This is a genomic window from Caballeronia humi, assembly GCF_001544475.1.
Classification (GTDB): Bacteria; Pseudomonadota; Gammaproteobacteria; order Burkholderiales; family Burkholderiaceae; genus Caballeronia; species Caballeronia humi.
The window spans coordinates 401,975-423,117 of record NZ_FCNW02000001.1 but is presented as its reverse complement, the minus strand read 5'-3'; the positions used below and the strand labels follow the sequence as shown (position 1 = coordinate 423,117).

At 63.6% G+C, this 21,143-nt stretch carries 17 protein-coding genes; 16 read left to right on the top strand and 1 reads right to left on the bottom strand.

The genetic code is table 11. The annotated features are described in order from the left end of the window. Positions 1 to 13: 13 nt before the first annotated feature. The 14 genes from AWB65_RS02000 (at position 14) to AWB65_RS01935 (ending at position 16,363) form a co-directional block, all read left to right on the top strand. Positions 14 to 1,012: a Tim44 domain-containing protein gene (locus AWB65_RS02000; RefSeq protein WP_087665524.1), complete on the top strand. Its 999-nt coding sequence runs from the start codon at positions 14 to 16 to the stop codon at positions 1,010 to 1,012. A gap of 127 nt (positions 1,013 to 1,139) precedes the next feature. Next, the gene (locus AWB65_RS01995) at positions 1,140 to 1,832 is read left to right on the top strand and encodes a ubiquinone biosynthesis accessory factor UbiJ (RefSeq protein ID WP_087665523.1); all 693 of its coding nucleotides are present in this window, start codon (positions 1,140 to 1,142) and stop codon (positions 1,830 to 1,832) included. An 11-nt stretch (positions 1,833 to 1,843) separates the two neighbouring features. Next, positions 1,844 to 3,421: a ubiquinone biosynthesis regulatory protein kinase UbiB gene (gene ubiB, locus AWB65_RS01990; protein ID WP_087665522.1), complete on the top strand. Its 1,578-nt coding sequence runs from the start codon at positions 1,844 to 1,846 to the stop codon at positions 3,419 to 3,421. Between the two features lie 5 nt (positions 3,422 to 3,426). Then, positions 3,427 to 4,038, top strand: coding sequence for a methyltransferase domain-containing protein (locus AWB65_RS01985; RefSeq protein WP_087665521.1), 612 nt, complete (start codon positions 3,427 to 3,429; stop codon positions 4,036 to 4,038). A gap of 146 nt (positions 4,039 to 4,184) precedes the next feature. Then, on the top strand, positions 4,185 to 4,538 hold the full coding sequence (locus AWB65_RS01980; RefSeq protein WP_087665520.1) for an FmdB family zinc ribbon protein: 354 nt from the start codon (positions 4,185 to 4,187) through the stop codon (positions 4,536 to 4,538). Between the two features lie 135 nt (positions 4,539 to 4,673). Further along, positions 4,674 to 5,333, top strand: a complete 660-nt coding sequence (locus AWB65_RS01975) for a DUF502 domain-containing protein (RefSeq protein ID WP_087665519.1) — start codon at positions 4,674 to 4,676, stop codon at positions 5,331 to 5,333. A 76-nt stretch (positions 5,334 to 5,409) separates the two neighbouring features. Next, positions 5,410 to 7,212 carry an aspartate--tRNA ligase gene (gene aspS / locus AWB65_RS01970; protein ID WP_087665518.1) on the top strand — a complete coding sequence of 601 codons (1,803 nt, stop codon included), beginning with the start codon at positions 5,410 to 5,412 and terminating at the stop codon, positions 7,210 to 7,212. A 102-nt stretch (positions 7,213 to 7,314) separates the two neighbouring features. Continuing rightward, the gene (gene nudB, locus AWB65_RS01965; protein ID WP_087665517.1) at positions 7,315 to 7,791 is read left to right on the top strand and encodes a dihydroneopterin triphosphate diphosphatase; all 477 of its coding nucleotides are present in this window, start codon (positions 7,315 to 7,317) and stop codon (positions 7,789 to 7,791) included. Then, positions 7,788 to 9,080, top strand: a complete 1,293-nt coding sequence (locus AWB65_RS01960) for a phospholipase D-like domain-containing protein (protein ID WP_087665516.1) — start codon at positions 7,788 to 7,790, stop codon at positions 9,078 to 9,080. The genes nudB and AWB65_RS01960 overlap by 4 nt, the downstream gene beginning before the upstream one ends. 217 nt (positions 9,081 to 9,297) lie before the next feature. Further along, positions 9,298 to 9,900, top strand: a complete 603-nt coding sequence (locus AWB65_RS01955; RefSeq protein WP_087665515.1) for a TetR/AcrR family transcriptional regulator — start codon at positions 9,298 to 9,300, stop codon at positions 9,898 to 9,900. 65 nt (positions 9,901 to 9,965) lie between these two features. Next, the gene (locus tag AWB65_RS01950) at positions 9,966 to 11,753 is read left to right on the top strand and encodes an acyl-CoA dehydrogenase C-terminal domain-containing protein (RefSeq protein WP_087665514.1); all 1,788 of its coding nucleotides are present in this window, start codon (positions 9,966 to 9,968) and stop codon (positions 11,751 to 11,753) included. A 114-nt stretch (positions 11,754 to 11,867) separates the two neighbouring features. Beyond that, entirely contained in the window at positions 11,868 to 14,303 is a 2,436-nt protein-coding gene (locus AWB65_RS01945) for a 3-hydroxyacyl-CoA dehydrogenase/enoyl-CoA hydratase family protein (protein ID WP_087665513.1), read from the top strand. A gap of 19 nt (positions 14,304 to 14,322) precedes the next feature. Then, positions 14,323 to 15,522: an acetyl-CoA C-acyltransferase gene (locus AWB65_RS01940; RefSeq protein WP_087665512.1), complete on the top strand. Its 1,200-nt coding sequence runs from the start codon at positions 14,323 to 14,325 to the stop codon at positions 15,520 to 15,522. Between the two features lie 76 nt (positions 15,523 to 15,598). After that, a complete protein-coding gene (locus tag AWB65_RS01935; RefSeq protein ID WP_087665511.1) occupies positions 15,599 to 16,363 on the top strand; it encodes an enoyl-CoA hydratase in 765 nt (254 codons plus the stop codon). Positions 16,364 to 16,366: 3 nt separating this feature from the next. Here AWB65_RS01935 and fdhD read toward each other — a convergent pair whose 3' ends face one another. Then, positions 16,367 to 17,194, bottom strand: a complete 828-nt coding sequence (gene fdhD / locus AWB65_RS01930; protein ID WP_087665510.1) for a formate dehydrogenase accessory sulfurtransferase FdhD — start codon at positions 17,192 to 17,194, stop codon at positions 16,367 to 16,369. Positions 17,195 to 17,400: 206 nt separating this feature from the next. On the opposite strand from fdhD, the gene AWB65_RS01925 reads away from it, so the two are divergent. Both AWB65_RS01925 and AWB65_RS01920 read left to right on the top strand, forming a co-directional pair. Continuing rightward, positions 17,401 to 17,880, top strand: coding sequence for a nitrate reductase associated protein (locus AWB65_RS01925; protein ID WP_087665509.1), 480 nt, complete (start codon positions 17,401 to 17,403; stop codon positions 17,878 to 17,880). Positions 17,881 to 18,023: 143 nt separating this feature from the next. After that, a complete protein-coding gene (locus AWB65_RS01920; protein WP_087665508.1) occupies positions 18,024 to 21,137 on the top strand; it encodes an EAL domain-containing protein in 3,114 nt (1,037 codons plus the stop codon). Positions 21,138 to 21,143: the final 6 nt, after the last annotated feature.

Below are 21,143 nucleotides of genomic sequence, written 5' to 3'. Positions count from 1 at the left end.
TAAAGGATTCGAAATGTCCGATTCGCGCTCACCCCAGTCTCGGGGTTTCCTGAAGTCGATTTTCAGGAAAGCCGGGCTCCTGGCGCTGGCTGGCGTAATCATGGCCGGCGCCATCATTGCTGAAGACGCAGAAGCAAAACGCATGGGCGGCGGCCGCAGCATGGGCCGTCAGTCAGCCACGGCGACTCAGCAGAACCAGGCGACGCCGCCTTCCCAATCGATGCAGCAAGGTCAGGCCGCGCAGGCTCAGCGCGCCCAGCCGGCGCCCGCAGCCGCCGCCGCGGCGCAACCCGCGCGCAATCGCTGGCTCGGGCCGATCGCCGGTCTGGCCGCTGGTCTCGGCATCGCGGCGCTCCTGTCGCACTTCGGCCTTGGCGAAGCGTTCGCCGGCGCGATGGCGAACATGATCATCATCGGTTTGATCGTGCTGGCCGCCGTTATGCTGTTCCGCTTCATCATGAGGAAGCGCGCGGCTGCCAATCAGCCGGCGTACGCGAATGCGGGCGCGGGCGCGTCGCCGTTCGGCGGCACGGCTCGCACGGGGCTGAATCAGGAGCCGGCTTATACAGCGCCGACCTCGGGTGGTTATCTGCCGCAAAACGCTGCAAGCACGCAGGATGTTGCGCCGCAACCAGTCGTGCCGGCCGGTTTCGATACCGACGCCTTCATCCGTAACGCGAAGGTCTACTTCGTGCGTCTGCAGGACGCGTGGGATCGCGGCAACACGAACGACATCCGTGAATTTACGACGCCCGAAATGTTCGCCGAAGTGAAAACCGACATCGACGCGCGCGGCAGCCAGCCGAATCGCACCGACGTCGTGCAACTCAACGCCGATATCCTGGGCGTCGAGGATCGCACGTCCGAGTATCTGGCGAGCGTGCGCTTCCACGGCCTGATCCGCGAGTCGGAAGGGGCGGCGGCGGAACCCTTCGTCGAGATCTGGAACCTGTCGAAGCAGAAGACGGGCAACGAAGGCTGGCTTCTCGCCGGCATCCAGCAGGTGAACTAAAGCCTGATCCTGCGCATCGGCCGAATGGCCAGGCCGGCGAGACCGGCCGGCGGCGAGGCCGGTTGCGAAGGTAGAATAGAAACCCGCGCAAGCCACCGCTTGCGCGGGTTTTTTCATCTCACAGCCGATGACGAACGCAGACGAATCCGCCCGAACTGTTGCAAGTCCCGCCGTCAAGACCGCGTCGAAAGCGTTCGCGGCCGCCGTGAATCATCTGCTCGCTCGTGAGTCCTGGGCCCGCGAGCGCTTCAAGCCCTACGCCGGCAGGACCGCCCGGCTCGTTTGCGCGCCGTTCGCGCTCTCGCTCGTCGTGCAGCCGGACGGACTGATCGCCGCCATCGACGAAACGGAGGCCGGGCAATTCGACGTCACCATATCCGTGCCGCCCGACGCGCTGCCGGCCTTTCTGCAAGGCGGTCAGGCGGCGGTGATGAAGCACGTCAGGATCGAAGGCGACGCGGAATTCGCCACGACCATCGCGAAACTTGCCGAGCATTTGCGCTGGGAGCCGGAAGAAGACCTGTCGCGGCTGATCGGCGATGCGCCCGCCCACCGGATCGGCGCGGTCGCGCGCACGGTGCACGAGCAGGCGCTGCGGACGGGGCGCAATCTGCTCGATTCCGTCGCCGAATATCTGCTCGATGAAAAGCCGCAGTTGGTGCGACGCAGCGCGCTCGACGCATTCAACACAGAACTGTCGCGCGTCCGCGATGCGCTCGCGCGCGTGGAAAAACGCGTCGAGCGAGTCGAACAAACAGCCGAAGCCCGTGGCGCGCTCGCGCCCGGCGCCGCCGCACTCCCGCGCGGCATGCGCAAGTAATGGGCTGAACCATGCGTTTTCTGCGTTTCCTGAAAATATTCTTCACGATTGTTCGCTTCGGACTCGACGAACTGGTGCTGAGCGGCATCGACGATCGGCGCGTGCGCTTCCTGATGCGCATCACCACGTTTGGCCGCAAGTTCGAGATTCCGCGCGGCATTCGGCTGCGTCTCGCGCTGGAAAGCCTCGGGCCGATTTTCGTGAAGTTCGGGCAGGTGCTGTCGACGCGGCGCGACTTGCTACCCGTCGATATCGCCGACGAACTCGCGAAGCTGCAAGACCAGGTGCCACCGTTCGATTCGGCGCTGGCTGTGGAAATCGTCGAGAAGTCGCTGGGCGCGCCGATCGACGTCCTTTTCGATGATTTCGAGCGCGTTCCGGTGGCGAGCGCATCGATCGCGCAGGTTCACTTCGCGAAAATTCGTACCGGCGTGCACGCCGGCAAGGACGTCGCGGTGAAGGTGCTGCGGCCCGGCATGCTGCCCGTCATCGATTCGGACCTGGCGCTCCTGCGCGATATCGCGATCTGGGCCGAGCGTCTGTGGGCGGACGGCCGGCGCCTGAAGCCGCGCGAAGTCGTCGCGGAATTCGACAAGTATCTGCACGACGAGCTCGACCTGATGCGCGAGGCGGCGAATGGCAGCCAGTTGCGCCGCAACTTCGCGGGCCTCGACCTGCTGCTCGTGCCCGAGATGTACTGGGATTTTTCCGCGCCGACAGTGCTCGTCATGGAACGGATGATCGGCGTGCCGATCAGTCAGATCGAAACGCTGCGCGGCGCCGGCGTGGATATTCCGAAGCTGGCGCGCGAAGGCGTTGAAATTTTCTTTACGCAGGTGTTTCGCGACGGTTTCTTCCACGCCGACATGCACCCGGGCAACATTCAGGTAAGCCTCGATCCGGCGCATTTCGGCCGCTATATCGCGCTTGACTTCGGAATTGTCGGCGCGTTGTCGGACTTCGATAAGAATTATCTGGCGCAGAACTTCCTCGCGTTCTTCAAGCGCGACTATCACCGGGTCGCGACGCTTCACCTGGAATCGGGATGGGTGCCGTCGAATACTCGCGTCGAGGAACTGGAGAGCGCGATACGCGCTGTCTGCGAACCGTATTTCGATCGCGCGTTGAAGGATATTTCGCTTGGACAAGTGCTGCTGCGGCTCTTTTCGACGTCGCGCCGCTTCAACGTCGAAATCCAGCCACAACTCGTGCTGCTGCAAAAGACGATGCTGAATGTGGAAGGGCTCGGCCGCTCGCTCGATCCGGAACTCGATCTGTGGAAGACCGCGAAGCCGTATCTGGAACGCTGGATGAACGAGCAGATCGGCTGGCGCGGCTGGTTCGAGCGTCTTCAGATGGAAGCGCCGCAGTGGAGCAAGACCCTGCCGCAGATGCCGCGGCTGATTCATCACCTTCTCGCCGAACGCCACGATCTGCCGCGTCCCGGCAACGACGATCTGATGCGGATGATCCTCGTCGAGCAAAAGAAGACGAACCGACTGCTTCAGGCGCTGCTCATTTTCGGACTGGCGGTGGGGGCGGGCGTGCTGATCGCGCAGGTCTGGCTGACGGTCGCGTACGGCGGGTGAACGAGATGAGTGATCCGTCGACGCCGTCGTTTGAATCCCGCGATCCCAACTCGCCCGATTTCTGGGACGAGCGCTTCGATCACCAGTTCACGCCCTGGGACCAGGCGGGCGTGCCCGAAGCGTTCCGCGCGTTCGCAGCGGCACTCACGCCGCGCAACGTGCTGATCCCGGGCTGCGGCAGCGCGTATGAAGCGCTTTGGCTTGCGAACGCCGGCTGGCCGGTCCGCGCGATCGATTTTTCGCCGAGCGCGGTGGCGGTGGCGCGGGTGGAACTCGGCGCGCAGGCAAATATCGTCGAACAGGCGGATTTCTTCACTTACGAGCCACCGTTCGCCATCGACTGGATCTACGAGCGTGCGTTTTTCTGCGCGTTGCCGCCGGATCGCTGGCCGGACTACGCCGCGCGTATGGCTGCGCTTCTGCGCCCCGGGGCGCTCCTCGCTGGTTTCTTCTTCCTCGGCGCGACTCCGAAAGGCCCGCCGTTCGGAATCGAACGCGACGCGCTCGACGCCTTTCTGACCCCGCACTTCGAATTGATCGACGAACACGCGGTGACCGATTCGATCCCCGTCTTCGCGGGGCGCGAACATTGGCTGACCTGGCGCCGACGCGCCTGAATTGTTGCCTTGAATTGCGCGCTAACGGCCCTCATTTAGGAGTTCGCCCGCTGGGGCCATCGACCCGAAAATCGCGGGCCGGAAATGGTTTGCGGCTATAATTCAAGGCTTTGCAAGCGTCGACAGATAATTGTAGGAAGAGTGCCATGCCGATCTACGCGTACCGCTGCGAGTCCTGCGGCTTCGGAAAAGACGTGCTCCGGAAGCTGAGCGACGCGCCGCTTACCCAGTGTCCCGAGTGCGGGAAGGAAACGTTCGCCAAGCAGGTGACCGCCGCCGGCTTTCAACTGAAAGGCTCCGGCTGGTACGTTACGGACTTCCGCGGCGGAAATACTGGCGGCAAGCCGGCCGCGGCCGAGACGTCCAAGCCCGACGAAGCCGCTTCAAAGCCGGACACAGCGAGCGCACCGGCCGAGGCGTCCAAGGCGGATGTGAAGTCGACTCCAGCCGCCAGCACGACTGCGGCTCCCGCGAGCACGCCATCGTCCGGCAACGCGTAACGTTGCAAACGCGCACGACCCGCCGAATCCGATCTGTCCGATCGCACGCAAGAAGACGACCGCTCATGCCAAGGCACGGGCGGCAACCCTGCCAAACCGCGCTTCGAAAGCCGGGGCGGCCTTCCGGCTGTGTAAATGACGACCAAAAAGACTACGTTGAAATCCGTGTTCCTCACCGGCCTGCTCGTGCTGGTGCCGCTCGCCATCACCTTGTGGGTGCTGGGGCTCGTAATCGGGACCATGGATCAGACGCTCTTGCTGCTGCCGTTGTCGTGGCAGCCCGAGCGGGCGTTCGGCTTCCATCTGCCGGGCCTGGGCGCGGTGCTGACGCTGGCGTTCATCTTCATCGTCGGGTTGCTGACGCAGAACTTCATCGGGCAGAAGCTCGTCGGTTGGTGGGACGTAGTCGTGCGCCATATCCCGGTCGTCGGCCCGCTTTATACGAGCGTGAAGCAGGTATCGGACACGCTGCTCTCGAGCAGCGGCAACGCCTTTCGCAAGGCGCTCCTGATCGAATATCCGAGAAAGGGTTCGTACACCATCGGTTTTTTGACCGGCATTCCCGGCGGTGACGTGCTCAACCACCTGAAGGAAGAGCACGTGAGCGTCTACGTGCCGACCACGCCGAATCCCACGTCGGGCTTCTTCCTGATGATGCCGAAAAGCGAAGTGATCGAGCTCGACATGTCCGTCGATGCCGCCCTGAAGTACATCGTCTCGATGGGTGTGGTGGCGCCGAACGCGCCGCCTGCGCCGGTGGCCCCCGCGCGCCGCCCCACCGAGCCGCCGCTGTAATGCCGGCACGCGTTGCGAAGATCTGCCATTTCGCGCGCGTGCCGTTGATTAATGAAACAACGATAGACACAACACCATGTTGATGCGATCTGAATACTGCGGTCTGGTGACCGAAGCCCTGCTGGGCCAAAACGTCTCGCTGTGCGGCTGGGTACACCGCCGCCGCGATCACGGCGGCGTTATCTTCATCGACCTGCGCGATCGCGAAGGGCTTGTCCAGGTCGTCTGCGATCCGGATCGCGCTGACATGTTCAAGGTCGCCGAAGGCGTGCGCAACGAGTTTTGCGTGCAGGTGAAAGGCGTCGTGCGCAGCCGTCCGGAAGGCACGGCGAACGCGGGCCTCACGAGCGGCAAGATCGAAGTGCTGTGCCACGAACTGACCGTGCTGAACGCATCGGTCACGCCGCCGTTCCAGCTCGACGACGACAACCTCTCCGAAACCACGCGACTCACGCATCGCGTGCTCGACCTGCGCCGCCCTCAGATGCAGCAGAACCTGCGTCTGCGCTATCGCGTCGCGATGGAAGTGCGCAAGTATCTGGACGCGCAGGGTTTCATCGACATCGAAACGCCGATGCTCACCAAGAGCACGCCGGAAGGCGCGCGCGATTACCTCGTGCCGTCGCGTGTGAACGCCGGCCAGTTCTTCGCGTTGCCGCAGTCGCCGCAGTTGTTCAAGCAGCTTCTGATGGTCGCGAACTTCGATCGTTACTACCAGATCGTCAAGTGCTTCCGCGACGAAGACCTGCGCGCCGACCGTCAGCCGGAATTTACGCAGATCGACTGCGAAACGTCGTTCCTGAACGAACAGGAAATCCGCGATCTGTTCGAAGCGATGATCCGTCACGTTTTCAAGGAAACCATGAACGTGTCGCTCGCCGAGAAATTCCCGGTAATGCTGTACTCGGAAGCGATGCGCCGTTTTGGCTCGGACAAGCCCGACCTGCGCGTGAAACTCGAATTCGCCGACTTGACGGACGCTGTGCGCGACGTTGATTTCAAGGTGTTCAGCACGCCGGCGAACTCGAAGGACGGCCGCGTCGCGGCGTTGCGCGTGCCGAAGGGCAGTGAGCTGTCGCGCGGCGACATCGATGGATACACGGAATTCGTGCGCATCTACGGCGCGAAGGGCCTCGCGTGGATCAAGGTCAACGACGTGTCGAAAGGCCGTGACGGCCTGCAAAGCCCGATCGTCAAGAACCTGCACGACGCGTCGATCGCGGCAATCCTCGAGCGCACCGGCGCGCAGAACGGCGACATCGTGTTCTTCGCCGCCGACCGCGCAAAGGTTGTGAACGACAGCCTCGGCGCGTTGCGTCTGAAGATCGGGCACTCGGAATTCGGCCGCGCGAACAATCTGTTCGAGCCGGGTTGGAAGCCGCTGTGGGTGACCGACTTCCCGATGTTCGAGTACGACGAGGAAGAAAACCGCTACGTGGCGGCGCACCACCCGTTCACGAGCCCGAAGGATGAGCATCTCGAATATCTCGAAACCGATCCGGGCCGTTGTCTCGCGAAGGCGTACGACATGGTCCTGAACGGCTGGGAAATCGGTGGCGGATCGGTGCGGATTTTCCAGGAAGACGTGCAGAGCAAGGTGTTCCGCGCGCTCAAGATCGGCGCGGAAGAAGCGCGCGCGAAGTTCGGCTTCCTGCTCGACGCGCTGCAGTACGGCGCGCCGCCGCACGGCGGTATTGCGTTCGGTCTCGACCGCATCGTCACGATGATGGCCGGCGCCGATTCGATCCGCGACGTGATCGCGTTCCCGAAAACGCAGCGCGCGCAGTGTCTGCTCACGCAGGCGCCGAGCGAAGTCGACGAGCGTCAGTTGCGCGAATTGCACATCCGCTTGCGTCAGCCGGAGCCGAAGGTGCAGTGAAGTTGAAGTAAGCAAGTCGTACGAAAAGGGCGCCGAGTGCGCCTTTTTCGTTTTTTGGGTTAAAGTCGTTGGCCGTATTCAAAAGATGAGCGCGCCGCCGCCATGCCCAAGCCGCCGAAAATCCCCGAATCCGTCCTCGTCGTCATCCATACGCCGGAGCTCGACGTGCTGATCATCGAGCGTGCCGATCACAAAGGGTATTGGCAATCGGTGACGGGTTCCAAAGATCATGCCGATGAACCGCTCACCGAGACCGCCGCGCGCGAAGTCGCCGAGGAGACGGGCATCGTCATCGGCAGTGAACTCGTGCCCGAGCATTGCCTGCTCGACTGGCATCACAGCATCGAATACAGCATCTATCCCGAGTGGCGTTACCGCTACGCCGAGGGCGTCACGCGCAACACCGAGCATCAGTTCAGCCTGCTCGTGCCGCATTGCCTCGAAGTGACGCTCGCGCCGCGCGAGCACACATCGCATGTGTGGCTGCCGTTTCGCGAGGCCGCCGACCGTTGCTTCTCCTCGTCGAATCGTGAGGCGATCCTGCAGTTGCCCGAGCGGCGCGCGGAGCACAATCGATGATCGGTCAGCGGCGCCGATTCGCGCGCTTGCGGGCCGCATTGTTCTCCGGGCGACGTCCGCCGCGTCTGTGCTTCACCGTCGGCAACGAGGTGCGGCTGCTCAAGTCGGGCGTCGAGTTGTTTCCGGCGCTGCTCGAACGCATCGATAACGCTCGTCACGACATCACGCTCGAAACCTACATCTTCGCCAACGACGACACTGGCCGCGCGGTTTCCGAAGCGCTCGTGCGCGCGTCCGTTCGCGGCGTGCGCGTGCGCGTGATCACGGACGGCATCGGCACGCAGAAGAACCTGCCGATGTTCACCGAGTGGGAGCACGCGAACGTCGAGCACCGGATCTACAACCCGCATCTGTTCGGGCCGCTCGGGTTTTCGCGCACGCATCGCAAGCTCGCCGTAATCGACGATACGGTTGCGTTTTGCGGCGGCATCAATATCGTCGACGATTTCGATCAGGACGGCGCGCGTCTCGAATTCGCGCGCTGGGATTTCGCGGTCGAAGTGAAGGGGCCGGTCGTCGCCGATGTGCATGAAGCTTTCAATATGCAATGGCTGCGGATTCGCCTGGGCGTCAAGCCGACGCAGCCGCGCCAGCCAAGCTGCGAGCAGCAGGAAACTGCCGACACGGGCTCGCATAGAGTGCCGCGCGGCGCCACGTGGCGCGCAATTCGCGCAAAACGCCGCGCGCGTCTTGGCGAGATCCACGCCGTCGATCAGCCGTGCGTCGCGTTCGTCGCCCGCGACAATCTGCTGAACCGTCGGGCGATCGAAAAGGCGTACCTGCGCGCGATTGCACACGCCGAGCACGAAGTCCTGCTCGCGAATCCCTACTTCATGCCGGGCCGCAAGCTCCGCCGCGCGCTCGTGCAGGCGGCGCAACGCGGCGTGCGCGTGAGTCTCGTGATCGGCCGCAAGGAGTTCGTCGCGCTCGACCACGCAACGCCGTTTCTCTACGCGAACCTCCTCAAACACGGCGTGCGGATTGCGGAATACGAGAAAACGATGCTTCACGGCAAGGTCGCCGTCGTCGATGCTGACTGGGGGACGGTCGGATCGTCGAATCTCGATGCGCTGAGCCTCGTGCTCAACAACGAGGCGAACATGGTGCTCGTGAATCATCCGGAAATTGCCCGGTTGCACGACGGCATCCTCGCCGCGTTCGACGAAGGCCGCCGCATCGACGAAAAACACTACGCTGCGCGCCCGATCGGCGAGCGCATGCTGAGCTGGCTGGCCTATAACTCTTATCGAATGATGATGAAGCTGCTCACAATCGGCCAATACGACTGAATCCCACCAATTGGGAACTCGGGCAGGCACTGAGAGGCAGGCATAAAATAAAAAGGGACAATGAGCGCCGGCGTGTTACTCAGCGCTTTCCTATTGACGGGCAGCGAGACGGTTAGACACGGCTTTCTAATAATTAGCTTGTTTCGCGAACGGTCGCCTACAATAATAGTACGGCCGTTCGATTTTTAATCGGTCACATAAGAACGGCAGGCAAATCATGCGAAAAGGCGAACAGACGCGGGTCGCGATTCTTGATGCGGCACTGGACCTCGCAAGCCGCGATGGGCTCGAAGGCCTGACCATCGGCCTACTAGCCGAACGGATGCAGATGAGCAAAAGCGGCGTCTTCGCGCATTTCGGTTCGCGCGAAGATTTGCAGGTGGAAGTCGTGCGGGAGTACCACCGTCGTTTCGAGGACGAGGTGTTTTTCCCGAGCCTGCGCGAGGCGCGCGGTCTGCCGCGTCTGCGCTCGATGATGAACCGCTGGATGGAAAGACGCATTCAGGAAGTGACGACGGGCTGTATCTACATCAGCGGCGCGGTCGAATACGACGATCGCGCGGCGAGCGCGGTGCGCGAACAGCTCGTGCACAGCGTGACGATGTGGCGCGAAGCGCTACTTCGCGCGATTCGTCAGGCGAAAGACGAGGGGCATCTGAAGGCCGAGACCGATCCGGCGCTGATGCTTTTCGAACTGTATAGCTTCACGCTCGGCCTGCATCACGACGCACGTTTCCTGCACTTGCCGGAAGCCGTGCAACTGACGCGGGACGCGCTGGAAAAAACGATTGTTTCGTATCAAAGCGATAACAGCCGTTAGCGGCGTCGACGACAAACGAGTTCGGCGGCGGCGCGCGGCATCAGAGTGAACATCTGGAGAAACTCATGGGACAGTACGCCGCGCCGCTGCGTGACATGCAATTCGTATTGCACGAAGTGCTTAATGTCGAAGCCGAACTCAAGAACATGCCGAAGCATGCCGACCTCGACGCCGACACCATCAATCAGGTGCTCGAGGAAGCCGGCAAGTTCTGCTCCGAAGTCGTTTTTCCGCTGAACCAGATCGGTGATCGCGAAGGCTGCACCTACGAAGGCGACGGCGTCGTGCGCACGCCGACGGGCTTCAAGGAAGCGTACCGGCAGTATGTAGAAGCCGGCTGGCCGGCGCTCGGCTGCGATCCCGAATTCGGCGGCCAGGGCCTGCCCGCGTTCGTGAATAACGCGATGTACGAGATGCTGAACTCGTCGAACCAGGCCTGGGCGATGTACCCCGGCCTGTCGCATGGCGCGTACGAATGCCTGCATGAGCACGGCACGCCGGAACAGAAGTCGGTGTATCTGCCGAAGCTGGTTTCCGGTGTGTGGACCGGCACGATGTGCCTGACCGAACCGCATTGCGGCACCGACCTCGGCATCCTCCGCACGAAAGCCGAGCCCAACAGCGACGGTTCGTATTCGATCTCCGGCACGAAGATATTCATCTCCAGCGGCGAACACGATCTCACCGAGAACATCGTCCATCTCGTGCTCGCGCGCCTGCCGGGCGCGCCGATCGGCACGAAGGGCATTTCGCTTTTCATCGTGCCGAAATTCGTCCCGACCGATACCGGCGAACCCGGCGAGCGCAACGGCGTGAAGTGCGGTTCCATCGAACACAAGATGGGGATTCACGGCAATTCCACTTGCGTGATCAATCTCGATAACGCGAAGGGCTGGCTTGTCGGCGAGGCGAACAAGGGCCTCAACGCGATGTTCGTGATGATGAACGCGGCGCGTCTCGGCGTCGGCATGCAGGGCCTCGGGCTTACCGAAGTCGCTTATCAGAATTCGCTCGTGTACGCGAAGGAGCGCCTGCAGATGCGCTCGCTGACCGGTCCGAAAGCGCCGGAAAAGGCAGCCGATCCGATCATCGTGCATCCGGACGTGCGCCGCATGCTGCTCACGCAGAAGGCCTATGCGGAAGCCGGCCGCGCGTTCACGTACTGGGCGGCGCTTAACATCGACAAGGAACTCTCGCACGCGGACGAATCCGTACGCCGCGATTCCGCCGATTTCGTCGCGCTGCTCACGCCCGTCATCAAGGCGTTCCTGACGGACAACGCGTTCGAAGGCACGAATATGGGCATGCAGATCTACGGCGGCCACGGCTTTATCGCCGAGTGGGGCATGGAGCAGTACGTGCGCGACGCGCGCATCAACATGATCTACGAAGGCACGAACTCGATTCAGGCGCTCGACCTGCTCGGCCGCAAGATTCTCGGCGACATGGGCGCGAAGCTGAAGAAGTTCGGCAAGCTCGTGTCGGATTTCGTGGAAGAGGAGGGCGTGAAGCCTGAGATGCAGGAGTTCATCAACCCGCTCGCGGACATCGGCGACAAGGTCCAGAAGCTGACGATGGAAATCGGCATGAAGGCGATGCAGAACCCGGACGAAGTCGGCGCCGCCGCCGTGCCGTACATGCGCACCGTCGGGCATCTCGTGTTCTCGTACTTCTGGGCGCGCATGGCGCGCGTCGCGCTGGACAAGCAAGCCGAAGGCGATCCGTTCTACAAGGCGAAGCTCGGGACCGCGCGCTTCTACTTCGCGAAGCTCCTGCCTGAAACGGCATCGACGATCCGCGCCGCGCGCGCCGGATCGAAGACGCTGATGGACTACGACGAAGCGCTGTTCTAAGCGTCTTTTCGCGAGGGGTGCGCCGCTTGTCTGCAAGAAAAAAAGCGGCGCGCGCCGGCCTCTTAAAGTCGCTTCGCACGAAGCGCATCGAATCAAACCTCCCGGAGATAAAACGTGAGCAACCTGAATATCGCCAAGGTCGCCGTGCTCGGCGCCGGCGTGATGGGCGCGCAGATCGCCGCGCACCTCGTCAACGCCCGTGTGCCGGTCCTGCTGTTCGACCTGCCCGCGAAGGAAGGCCCGAAGAACGGCATCGCGATCAAGGCGATCGAGAACCTGAAGAAGCTGTCGCCGGCGCCGTTCGGCGTGAAGGACGACGCGCAATACATCGAGCCCGCGAACTACGACGACGACATCGAGAAGCTGAAGGAATGCGATCTCGTGATCGAAGCGATCGCCGAGCGCATGGACTGGAAGCACGACCTCTACAAGAAGGTGTCGCCGTTCATCGCCGATCATGCGATTTTCGCGACGAACACGTCGGGGCTGTCGATCACGGAACTGTCGAACGGATTCTCCGGCGAGTTGAAGGCGCGTTTCTGCGGCGTGCATTTTTTCAACCCGCCGCGCTACATGCATCTCGTCGAGTTGATTCCGACGGCATCGACGCGTCCGGAAATCCTCGATCAGCTTGAAACATTTCTGACGAGCGTCGTCGGAAAGGGCGTCGTGCGCGCGAAGGACACGCCGAATTTCATCGCGAATCGCGTCGGCATCTTCTCGATTCTGGCGGTGATCGCCGAGGCGCAGAAGTTCGGCCTGCGCTTCGACGAAGTCGATGACCTCACCGGCGCGCGCCTGGGCCGCGCGAAGTCCGCGACGTTCCGCACGGCGGACGTGGTCGGCCTCGACACGATGGCGCACGTCATCAAGACGATGCAGGACAACCTCGCCGACGATCCGTTCTTCCCGGTCTACGAAACGCCCGCCGTGCTCGCCGCGCTCGTACAGCAGGGCGCGCTCGGCCAGAAGACGGGTGCGGGCTTCTACAAGAAGGAAGGTAAAGCGATCAAGGTGCTCGATCCGAAGTCGGGCGGCTATGTCGATGGCGGCGCGAAGGCCGACGAACTCATCGGCCGGATTCTGAAGCGGCCGCCTGCCGAGCGTCTGAAGCTCCTGCGCGAATCGGAGCATCCCCAGGCGCAGTTCCTGTGGGCGATCTTCCGCGACGTGTTCCACTACATCGGCGTGCATCTGGAATCGATCGCCGATAACGCGCGCGACGTCGATCTCGCGATCCGCTGGGGCTTCGGCTGGAACGAGGGTCCGTTCGAAGGCTGGCAAACGGCCGGCTGGCAGCAGATCGCGACGTGGGTGAAGGAAGACATCGACGCGGGGAAAGCGCTTTCGAACGCGCCGCTGCCGTCGTGGGTGTTCGACGGTCCGGTTGCCGAGAAGGGCGGCGTGCACACGCCGGAAGGCTCGTGGTCGCCAGCGGCGCGCAAGTTCGTGCCGCGCTCCGGACTGCCGGTCTACAGCAAACAAGTGTTCCGCGCGCCGCTCGCGGGCGAAACCGGCACCGATCCGAAGTCCTACGGCAAGACGCTGTTTGAAACGGATACGGTGCGCGCGTGGGTCGATGACCGCGCGGGCGAGGACGACGTCGTGATCGTGTCGTTCAAGAGCAAGATGAACACGATTGGACCGTCGGTGCTCGACGGCCTGACGCAAGCGATCGACCTCGCCGAGAAGGACTACAAGGGCGTCGTGATCTGGCAGCCGACCTCGCTCAAGCTCGGCAATCCGGGCGGCGCATTCTCGGCGGGCGCGAATCTCGAAGAAGCGATGCCGGCCTTCATGATGGGCGGCGCGAAGGGCATCGAGCCGTTCGTGAAGAAGTTCCAGCAGGGCATGTTGCGCGTGAAGTACGCGAACGTGCCGGTCGTGGCGGCGGTGTCGGGCATCGCGCTCGGCGGCGGCTGCGAACTCGTGCTGCATTCGGCTAAACGCGTCGCGCATATCGAAAGCTACATCGGGCTGGTGGAAGTGGGCGTCGGTCTCGTGCCGGCGGGCGGCGGGCTGAAGGAAGCCGCGCTGCGTGCTGCGGAAGCGGCAAGCGCGGTCAACGCGACCAGCGATCTCCTCAAATTCCTGCAAAAGCCGTTCGAAAACGCGGCGATGGCGAAGGTCTCGGCCTCCGCGCTCGATGCCCGCGCGATGGGTTACCTGAAGCCGTCGGACACGATCGTCTTCAACGTGCACGAACTGCTCGACATCGCGAAGAAGGAAGCGCGTGCGTTGAGTGCCGCGGGCTACCGTCCGCCGCTCCGCGCGAAGCAGGTGCCGGTCGCGGGCCGCTCGGCGATCTCGACCATCAAGGCGTCGCTCGTCAACATGCGCGACGGCCGCTTCATCAGCGAGCACGATTTCCTGATCGCGAGCCGCATCGCCGAAGCGGTGTGCGGCGGCGATGTCGAAGCGGGCAGCCTCGTCGATGAAGAGTGGCTGCTGAAGCTCGAACGTCAGGCGTTCATCGACTTGCTCGGCACGCAGAAGACGCAGGAACGGATCATGGGCATGTTGCAGACCGGCAAGCCGGTTCGCAACTGAGCGCACACAGGAGCTGGATATGAGCAAACAATTGCAGGACGCATACATCGTCGCCGCGAGCCGCACGCCGATCGGCAAGGCGCCGCGCGGCGTTTTCAGGAACACGCGCCCGGACGAACTGCTCGTCCACGCGATTCGCTCAGCCGTGGCGCAAGTGCCGGGGCTGGACACGAAGCTGATCGAAGACGCGATCATCGGCTGCGCGATTCCCGAAGCGGAGCAAGGCTTGAACGTCGCGCGCATCGGCGCGTTGCTCGCTGGCTTGCCGAATTCGGTCGGCGGCGTGACGGTGAACCGCTTCTGCGCGTCGGGCGTGACGGCGCTCGCGATGGCGGCGGACCGCATTCGCGTCGGCGAGTCGGATGTGATGATCGCGGGCGGCTGCGAATCGATGAGCATGGTGCCGATGATGGGCAACAAGCCATCGCTGCCGCCACATATCTTCGATCGCGACGAGAACGTCGGCATCGCATACGGCATGGGGCTGACCGCCGAGCGCGTGGCCGAGCGCTGGAAGATCAGCCGCGAGGCGCAGGATGCGTTCGCGGTGGAGTCGCATCGAAAGGCTTTGGCGGCGCAAGAGTCGGGCGAATTCGACGATGAAATCGCGGCGTTCACGCTGAACGAGCGCTTCCCCGATCTCGCGACCGGCGACGTGCGCGTGAATTCGCGCGAGATTCGTCTGGACGAAGGTCCGCGCGCCGGCACGACGCTCGAAGGCCTCGCCAAGCTGCGCCCGGTGTTCGCGAACAAGGGTTCCGTGACGGCGGGCAACAGCTCGCAGACCTCCGACGGCGCGGGCGCGCTGATCGTCGTGTCGGAGAAGATCTTGAAGCAGTTCAACCTCACGCCGCTCGCGCGCTTCGTGAGCTTCGCGGTGCGCGGCGTGCCGCCGGAGATCATGGGCATCGGTCCGAAGGAAGCAATTCCGGCTGCGCTGAAGGCCGCCGGCCTCAAGCAGGACGACATCGACTGGATCGAACTCAACGAAGCGTTCGCCGCGCAGGCGCTGGCGGTGACGCAGGACCTCGGCCTCGATCCGTCGAAGATCAACCCGCTCGGCGGCGCGATCGCGCTCGGGCATCCGCTCGGCGCGACGGGTGCGATTCGCGCATCGACGGTCGTGCACGGCCTGCGCCGGCGCAACCTGAAGTACGGCATGGTGACGATGTGCGTCGGCACGGGCATGGGCGCGGCGGGCATCATCGAACGGCTGTAAGCGGGCACGCGGCATCACTCGAAACGACGGTTCGCAAGCCTCGGTGCTTGCGAACCGTTTTCACATAGGAGACGAGATGGACATACTCATCGAACGAGCGGACGGCGTGCTGACCATCGCGCTTAACCGGCCCGACAAGAAGAACGCAATCACGGCAGCGATGTACCAGGAAATGGCCGACGCGTTCTTCGAAGCCGAGAAGGACGCCACCGTGCGCGCCGTGCTGATCCGCGGCAACGGCGGCACGTTTTCCGCGGGCAACGATCTCGAAGACTTCATGAACGCGCCCTCATTGGACCACGACGCGCCCGTGCTCCAGTTCCTGCGCCGCATCAGCACGGCGCACAAGCCCGTGGTGGCCGCGGTGGCGGGCGCGGCGGTCGGCGTCGGCACGACGATGCTGCTGCATTGCGACCTCGTCTACGCGGCATCGACGGCGAAGTTTTCGCTGCCTTTCGTCCAGCTCGGGCTCGTGCCGGAAGCGGCGTCGAGCTTGTTGCTGCCGCGTGTCGCGGGGTATCAGCGCGCGGCGGAGAAGCTGCTGCTGGGCGAAGCGTTCGATGTGCACGAAGCGCTCGGCATGGGCTTCGTGAATCGCGCAATGGACGCCGAAGAAGTCGATGCCTTCGCGCTCAAGCAGGCGAAGAAGCTCGCGGCGTTGCCTGCGTCGTCGCTGCGGGTGAGCAAGTCGCTGATGAAGAGCGCAGCCGCCCGTGAAGTTGCCGCGCGCATCGACGAGGAAGCGGAGCACTTCGCCAGGATGCTGAAGGCGCCGGAAGCGCGCGAGGCGTTCCAGGCGTTCTTCGAGAAGCGCAAGCCGGACTTCAGCCGCTTCGATTGAACTTCATTCCGTGTCGTATTCGACGAAGCTGCTCTCCCGCGCGAAGCTGACGAGCCGCAAGCCCGCCTGCTTCGCGATGGAGATCGCAAGCGAAGTCGGCGCGGAAATCGTCACGACCATCGGCACGCCGACGCGCGCCGACTTGCGCACGAGTTCATAGCTCGCGCGGCTCGACAGGAACACGAAGCCTTGCGTTGTGTCCTGACGTTCGAGGATCAGGTGGCCGATGAGCTTGTCGAGCGCGTTGTGCCGCCCGACGTCCTCGAACGCGTGGCGCACCGCGCCGGTTTCGTCGCACCATGCCGCCGCGTGCAGGCCGCCGGTCAGCTTCGTCAACTGCTGATGCGCGGGCAGCTCGCGGGAAGCGCGGGCGATGGCATCGTCCGCGAGACGCGCGAGGAAGCCGGTATCGGGCACCTGTTCGGGCTGCAAGTCGAGCAGCTCGATACTTTCGATACCGCACACGCCGCAGCCCGTGCGTCCGGCGAGCGCCCGCCGCTTGTCCTTCAGCGCGACGAACGCCTGTTGCACCACCTGCAGATGCACTTCCGCATGCGGCAATGCTTGGCCGTCGTTGCGAAAGAAGACCTCGATGTCGTGGATATCGCTGCCGCGCTCCACGATGCCTTCCGTGATCGAGAAGCCCACGGCGAACGCTTCGAGATCGCGCGGCGTACACATCATGACCGCGTGCGAGATGCCGTTGAAGACGAGCGCGACAGGCCACTCCTGGCCGACGTTGTCCGCTGCTATTGCCGTGTCACCGGCGCGATGGCGGCGCACTTGCCGCTCGATGAAACCCGGTTGATCGTCCGTGTCGAGATCGTTCACTTTGATGATTCCTTGTGCCAGGCCCGGCGCGCAAATACGGGCATAACGTTTGCTGCCTGAAACGAAAATGAGTCGTTATGAACACCGTGCGAATGCGCATGCACGAGCGCCGCGACTGTGGGTATAGTTGTCGTCCGAGGCCCTACAATAACTTAAGCCGGCGATGCATGCCGATGCGCGCCTTTCACGCCAACGAGGCAACTGTCATGGGACTTTACGACGCTGCGCGCCTGTTCAACTTCGAAGTCGAGTCGTCGGAGAACTTGCGCTTCATTCCCCTTGCCGTGCGATTCAACCTCGATCGCTTTGGTCTGCGGATATCGCTCGATCAATGGCAGATGCTGCCTTACGACGATCGCGTGTTGCTCGCGCGCTTTCCGGTCGAAGACGGCAGCGAGATCGAGCCGAACTTCGACCACGCCGTTGACGAAATGCTGCGCACGCATGCGAACGCCGTGCCCGAAAAGTTCGCCCCCGATACGGACCCCGTCTGGGCACACGCCGATGCCGTCCCCGAAACAGTCATCCGGCAGAGCAGCCTGGCCGGCGTGAGTTCGCCGAGTCTTTCGCGCTGGGGCGAACTCGACCGGTTTCAACGCTATGCGCTCGCCAAGCTCGCGCGCAGGACGGGCGAACTGAATCACGATTTCCTGCCTGCTATGCGCGAATTCGGCCTCGCCGACTGAGAATCCGCCGCACCGCGTATTAAGCGTTTCACGCGGTTTCAGCTCGCCGCGCCCTAAATTCCGGTGGCTGGCGGCCGTTATTCAGTGACCGCGCCGTGGACGGTGAGTCCGCGCGTGCTCTCATGGATGACGCGCGTAGCCCAATGATCCAATTCTTTACGAGGCGGCTTTCGAGTCGCCTGCTCGTCAATATCGCCGTGGTGCTGCTTGCACTCGGCGCGAACGCGTTCGTCGCTTACGAGCAGATCCGCGCGCAGAACGAAGCCGATGCCCGCACGCTGCGCTCGATGAGTCTGATGCGCGACCTCGACGCCTTTCGCACCGCGCTCGGCGACAACCTGACTGCACTCGGCCGCTACGAGGCGACCGGCACGCTCGATTCCGCCGACGTCCGCGAGGCGCGCGCCGCGCATCTCGACGCGCTGGAAAGCAGCCTGCGCGCGCAGTTCGCGATGGAGCCGGGCATGGCCGGCGCCTTCGATCGCCTGGCTACGTTCGCCGCCATCATGAGGCACGACGCAGCGGCCACGTTCGAGCGGGCGGCGTCGGCGAAAGCGGGTGCACCGCGCAACTGGGCCGATGCCGCGTTCGTGAAGCTGAGCGAAGACCAGCAAGCCGTCGATGAGGAACTTGCAATCCTGCGCGCGCGCGAAGACACCGCGCTGACCGCGGCGCTGAATCTGTCGGCGCAGTCGTCGGGGCAGGCGATGCTGCTTTTGATCGTCACCGTGCTCGCGGGCAGCGGCGTGCTCATCTACACGTTCGCGAGCCACGAGCGCTCGGCCCGCGCCAAGCTGCGCATCGCGCGGGCGATGCAGCGCAACAACGAGCGCTTTCGCGGCCTCTTCGACGCGCATCCGGTGCCGATGTGGATCGTCGACAGCGAGACGATGCGCTTCGTCGCCGTGAATCCGGCTGCGATGCGTCACTACGGCTACAACGAGCCGGAGTTCATGAACCTGACACTGCGCGACCTGCACGGCGGCGACGACTTCGAGCGCTTCGCCGCACGGCTTGCACGCAGCGCGGGCGAGGACGCATCGGCGCAACGCTCGGCGGGCGTCTGGCGGCATCGTCACAAGAACGGCTCGACGATCAGCGCCGACGTCTCGCATCACGCGCTCAAATACTCAGGGCGGCAGGGTATTTTCATGCTCGCCAACGACGTCACCGGCCGCATCAACGCGGAAGCCGAGGCGCGGCGCTCGAACCAGATGCTCGAATCGATCATCGACAACATTCCGCAGCGCATCTTCTGGAAGGATCGCGAGTCGCGCTATCTCGGCTGCAATCACGCGTTCGCGCGCGACGCCGGGCTCGCGTACAACGAACAGGTGATCGGCAAGACCGACGACGAGCTTCCGTGGGGCCGCTTCGCGCACATCCTGCGCGCCGACGACGAGGAGGTGATCATGTCGAGCGTGCCGAAGATGCACTTCGAGCGCGAGATCATGGTCGGCGACACGCTGCGTACGGTGGTCGCGAGCAAGCTGCCGCTGATGGACGGCGAAGGGCAGACCATCGGCGTGCTCGGTTCGTATCACGACGTCACCGAAAGGAAGCGTTCGGAACTCGCGCTGCGTCTGCAAAGCCGCGCGCTCGACGCGAGCGTGAACGCGATTCTGATCACCGCGCCGGGGGACGGCGGCAACATCATCGAGTACGCGAATCCTGCGTTCAAGCGCATCACGGGCTACGATCCGGCCGAGGTGACCGGCCGCGATTGCCGCTTCCTGCAAGGCACCGACCAGGATCAGGAAGGGCTGAACACGATCCGTCGCGGGCTTGGCGCGAACAACGAGGCGAGCGCGGTGCTGCGCAACTATCGCAAGGACGGCGCGCCTTTCTGGAACCAGTTGTTCGTCGCGCCCGTGCCGGACGCGCACGGTCACACGACGCATCACATCGGCGTGATCAACGACGTCACCGACCTGATCCGCTATCAGGAGCAGCTCGAATACCAGGCGAACTACGACGCGCTCACGCGCCTGCCGAACCGCAAGCTGCTGCGCGAGCGTCTGCAACACGCGATCGATCATGCGCGGCGGCACGATACGCGGCTCTCCGTCGTGTTCATCGATCTCGACGGCTTCAAGAACGTCAACGACAGCCTGGGTCACAGTGTCGGCGATCGTTTGCTCGCGGTGGTCGGCGAGCGGTTGCAGCGCTGCGCGCGCTCTTCTGATACGGTCGCGCGCCACGGCGGCGACGAGTTCGTGATCGTGCTGCCCGATCTCACCGACGAAGCGCTGCTGATCGCGTGGATGGAGCGCGTACGGGCAGCGATCTCCGAGCCGGTGTGGCTCGACGGCACGGAGCTGTACGTCGGCTGCAGCATGGGCGCGAGCCTGTTCCCGCAAGATGGCGACGACGCCGAGACCGTGCTGAAGAAAGCCGATCTCGCGATGTACCGCGCAAAGGACATGGGGCGCAACACGTTCCAGTTCTATCTGCCTGAGATGAACGCGAGCGTCGGCGCGCGGATGAACGTCGAGCGGCGTCTGCGGCGCGCGCTGCGCGACGGCGAGTTCATCCTCCATTACCAGCCGCAGATCGACATGGCGACGGGCGGCATCGTCGGGATCGAGGCGCTCGTGCGCTGGATGGACCCGGAGCACGGGCTCGTGTCGCCGGCGTCGTTCATTCCGGTCGCGGAAGAGAGCGGGCTGATCGGGCCGCTCTCGGAGTGGGTGCTGCGCGAGGCGTGCCGCCAGAACAAGGCGTGGCAGGATGCCGGATTGCCGCCGGCGCGGGTGTCGGTGAATTTGTCGGCGCGGCAGTTCCAGCAGCGCGACATCGCGACGCTCGTCATGTCGGTGCTGGAGGAAACCGGGCTCGAGCCGAAGTATCTCGAACTCGAACTCACCGAGAGCACCATCATGCGCAACGCCGAAGAAGCGATCACGATGCTCGCGGAACTGTCGGCGCTCGGCATTGGTATCGCCATCGACGACTTCGGCACCGGCTATTCGAGCCTCGCGTATCTGAAGCGCTTTCCGGTGCACCGGCTGAAGATCGACCGCTCGTTCGTCGCGGACATCGGCTCGTCCGGCGACGACGAAACCATCACCGCCGCGATCATCGCGCTCGCGCATTCGCTGGAGTTGCAGGTGATCGCGGAGGGCGTCGAAACCTCCGCGCAGCACGACTTCCTGCGCGCACGCGACTGCGACGAAATGCAGGGCTACCTGTTCTCGCGCCCGATGCCGCACGACGATATTCCCGGGCTTTTGCAGCGCGGGATCGTGCTCAACTGAGGCTGC

Bases quoted from the DNA above. Each gene is read 5' to 3' on its own strand.
- AWB65_RS02000 (WP_087665524.1), top strand. From the start codon at position 14: ATGTCCGATTCGCGCTCACCCCAGTCTCGGGGTTTCCTGAAGTCGATT.
- AWB65_RS01995 (WP_087665523.1), top strand. From the start codon at position 1,140: ATGACGAACGCAGACGAATCCGCCCGAACTGTTGCAAGTCCCGCCGTC.
- ubiB (WP_087665522.1), top strand. From the start codon at position 1,844: ATGCGTTTTCTGCGTTTCCTGAAAATATTCTTCACGATTGTTCGCTTC.
- AWB65_RS01985 (WP_087665521.1), top strand. From the start codon at position 3,427: ATGAGTGATCCGTCGACGCCGTCGTTTGAATCCCGCGATCCCAACTCG.
- AWB65_RS01980 (WP_087665520.1), top strand. From the start codon at position 4,185: ATGCCGATCTACGCGTACCGCTGCGAGTCCTGCGGCTTCGGAAAAGAC.
- AWB65_RS01975 (WP_087665519.1), top strand. From the start codon at position 4,674: ATGACGACCAAAAAGACTACGTTGAAATCCGTGTTCCTCACCGGCCTG.
- aspS (WP_087665518.1), top strand. From the start codon at position 5,410: ATGTTGATGCGATCTGAATACTGCGGTCTGGTGACCGAAGCCCTGCTG.
- nudB (WP_087665517.1), top strand. From the start codon at position 7,315: ATGCCCAAGCCGCCGAAAATCCCCGAATCCGTCCTCGTCGTCATCCAT.
- AWB65_RS01960 (WP_087665516.1), top strand. From the start codon at position 7,788: ATGATCGGTCAGCGGCGCCGATTCGCGCGCTTGCGGGCCGCATTGTTC.
- AWB65_RS01955 (WP_087665515.1), top strand. From the start codon at position 9,298: ATGCGAAAAGGCGAACAGACGCGGGTCGCGATTCTTGATGCGGCACTG.
- AWB65_RS01950 (WP_087665514.1), top strand. From the start codon at position 9,966: ATGGGACAGTACGCCGCGCCGCTGCGTGACATGCAATTCGTATTGCAC.
- AWB65_RS01940 (WP_087665512.1), top strand. From the start codon at position 14,323: ATGAGCAAACAATTGCAGGACGCATACATCGTCGCCGCGAGCCGCACG.
- AWB65_RS01935 (WP_087665511.1), top strand. From the start codon at position 15,599: ATGGACATACTCATCGAACGAGCGGACGGCGTGCTGACCATCGCGCTT.
- AWB65_RS01925 (WP_087665509.1), top strand. From the start codon at position 17,401: ATGGGACTTTACGACGCTGCGCGCCTGTTCAACTTCGAAGTCGAGTCG.
- AWB65_RS01920 (WP_087665508.1), top strand. From the start codon at position 18,024: ATGATCCAATTCTTTACGAGGCGGCTTTCGAGTCGCCTGCTCGTCAAT.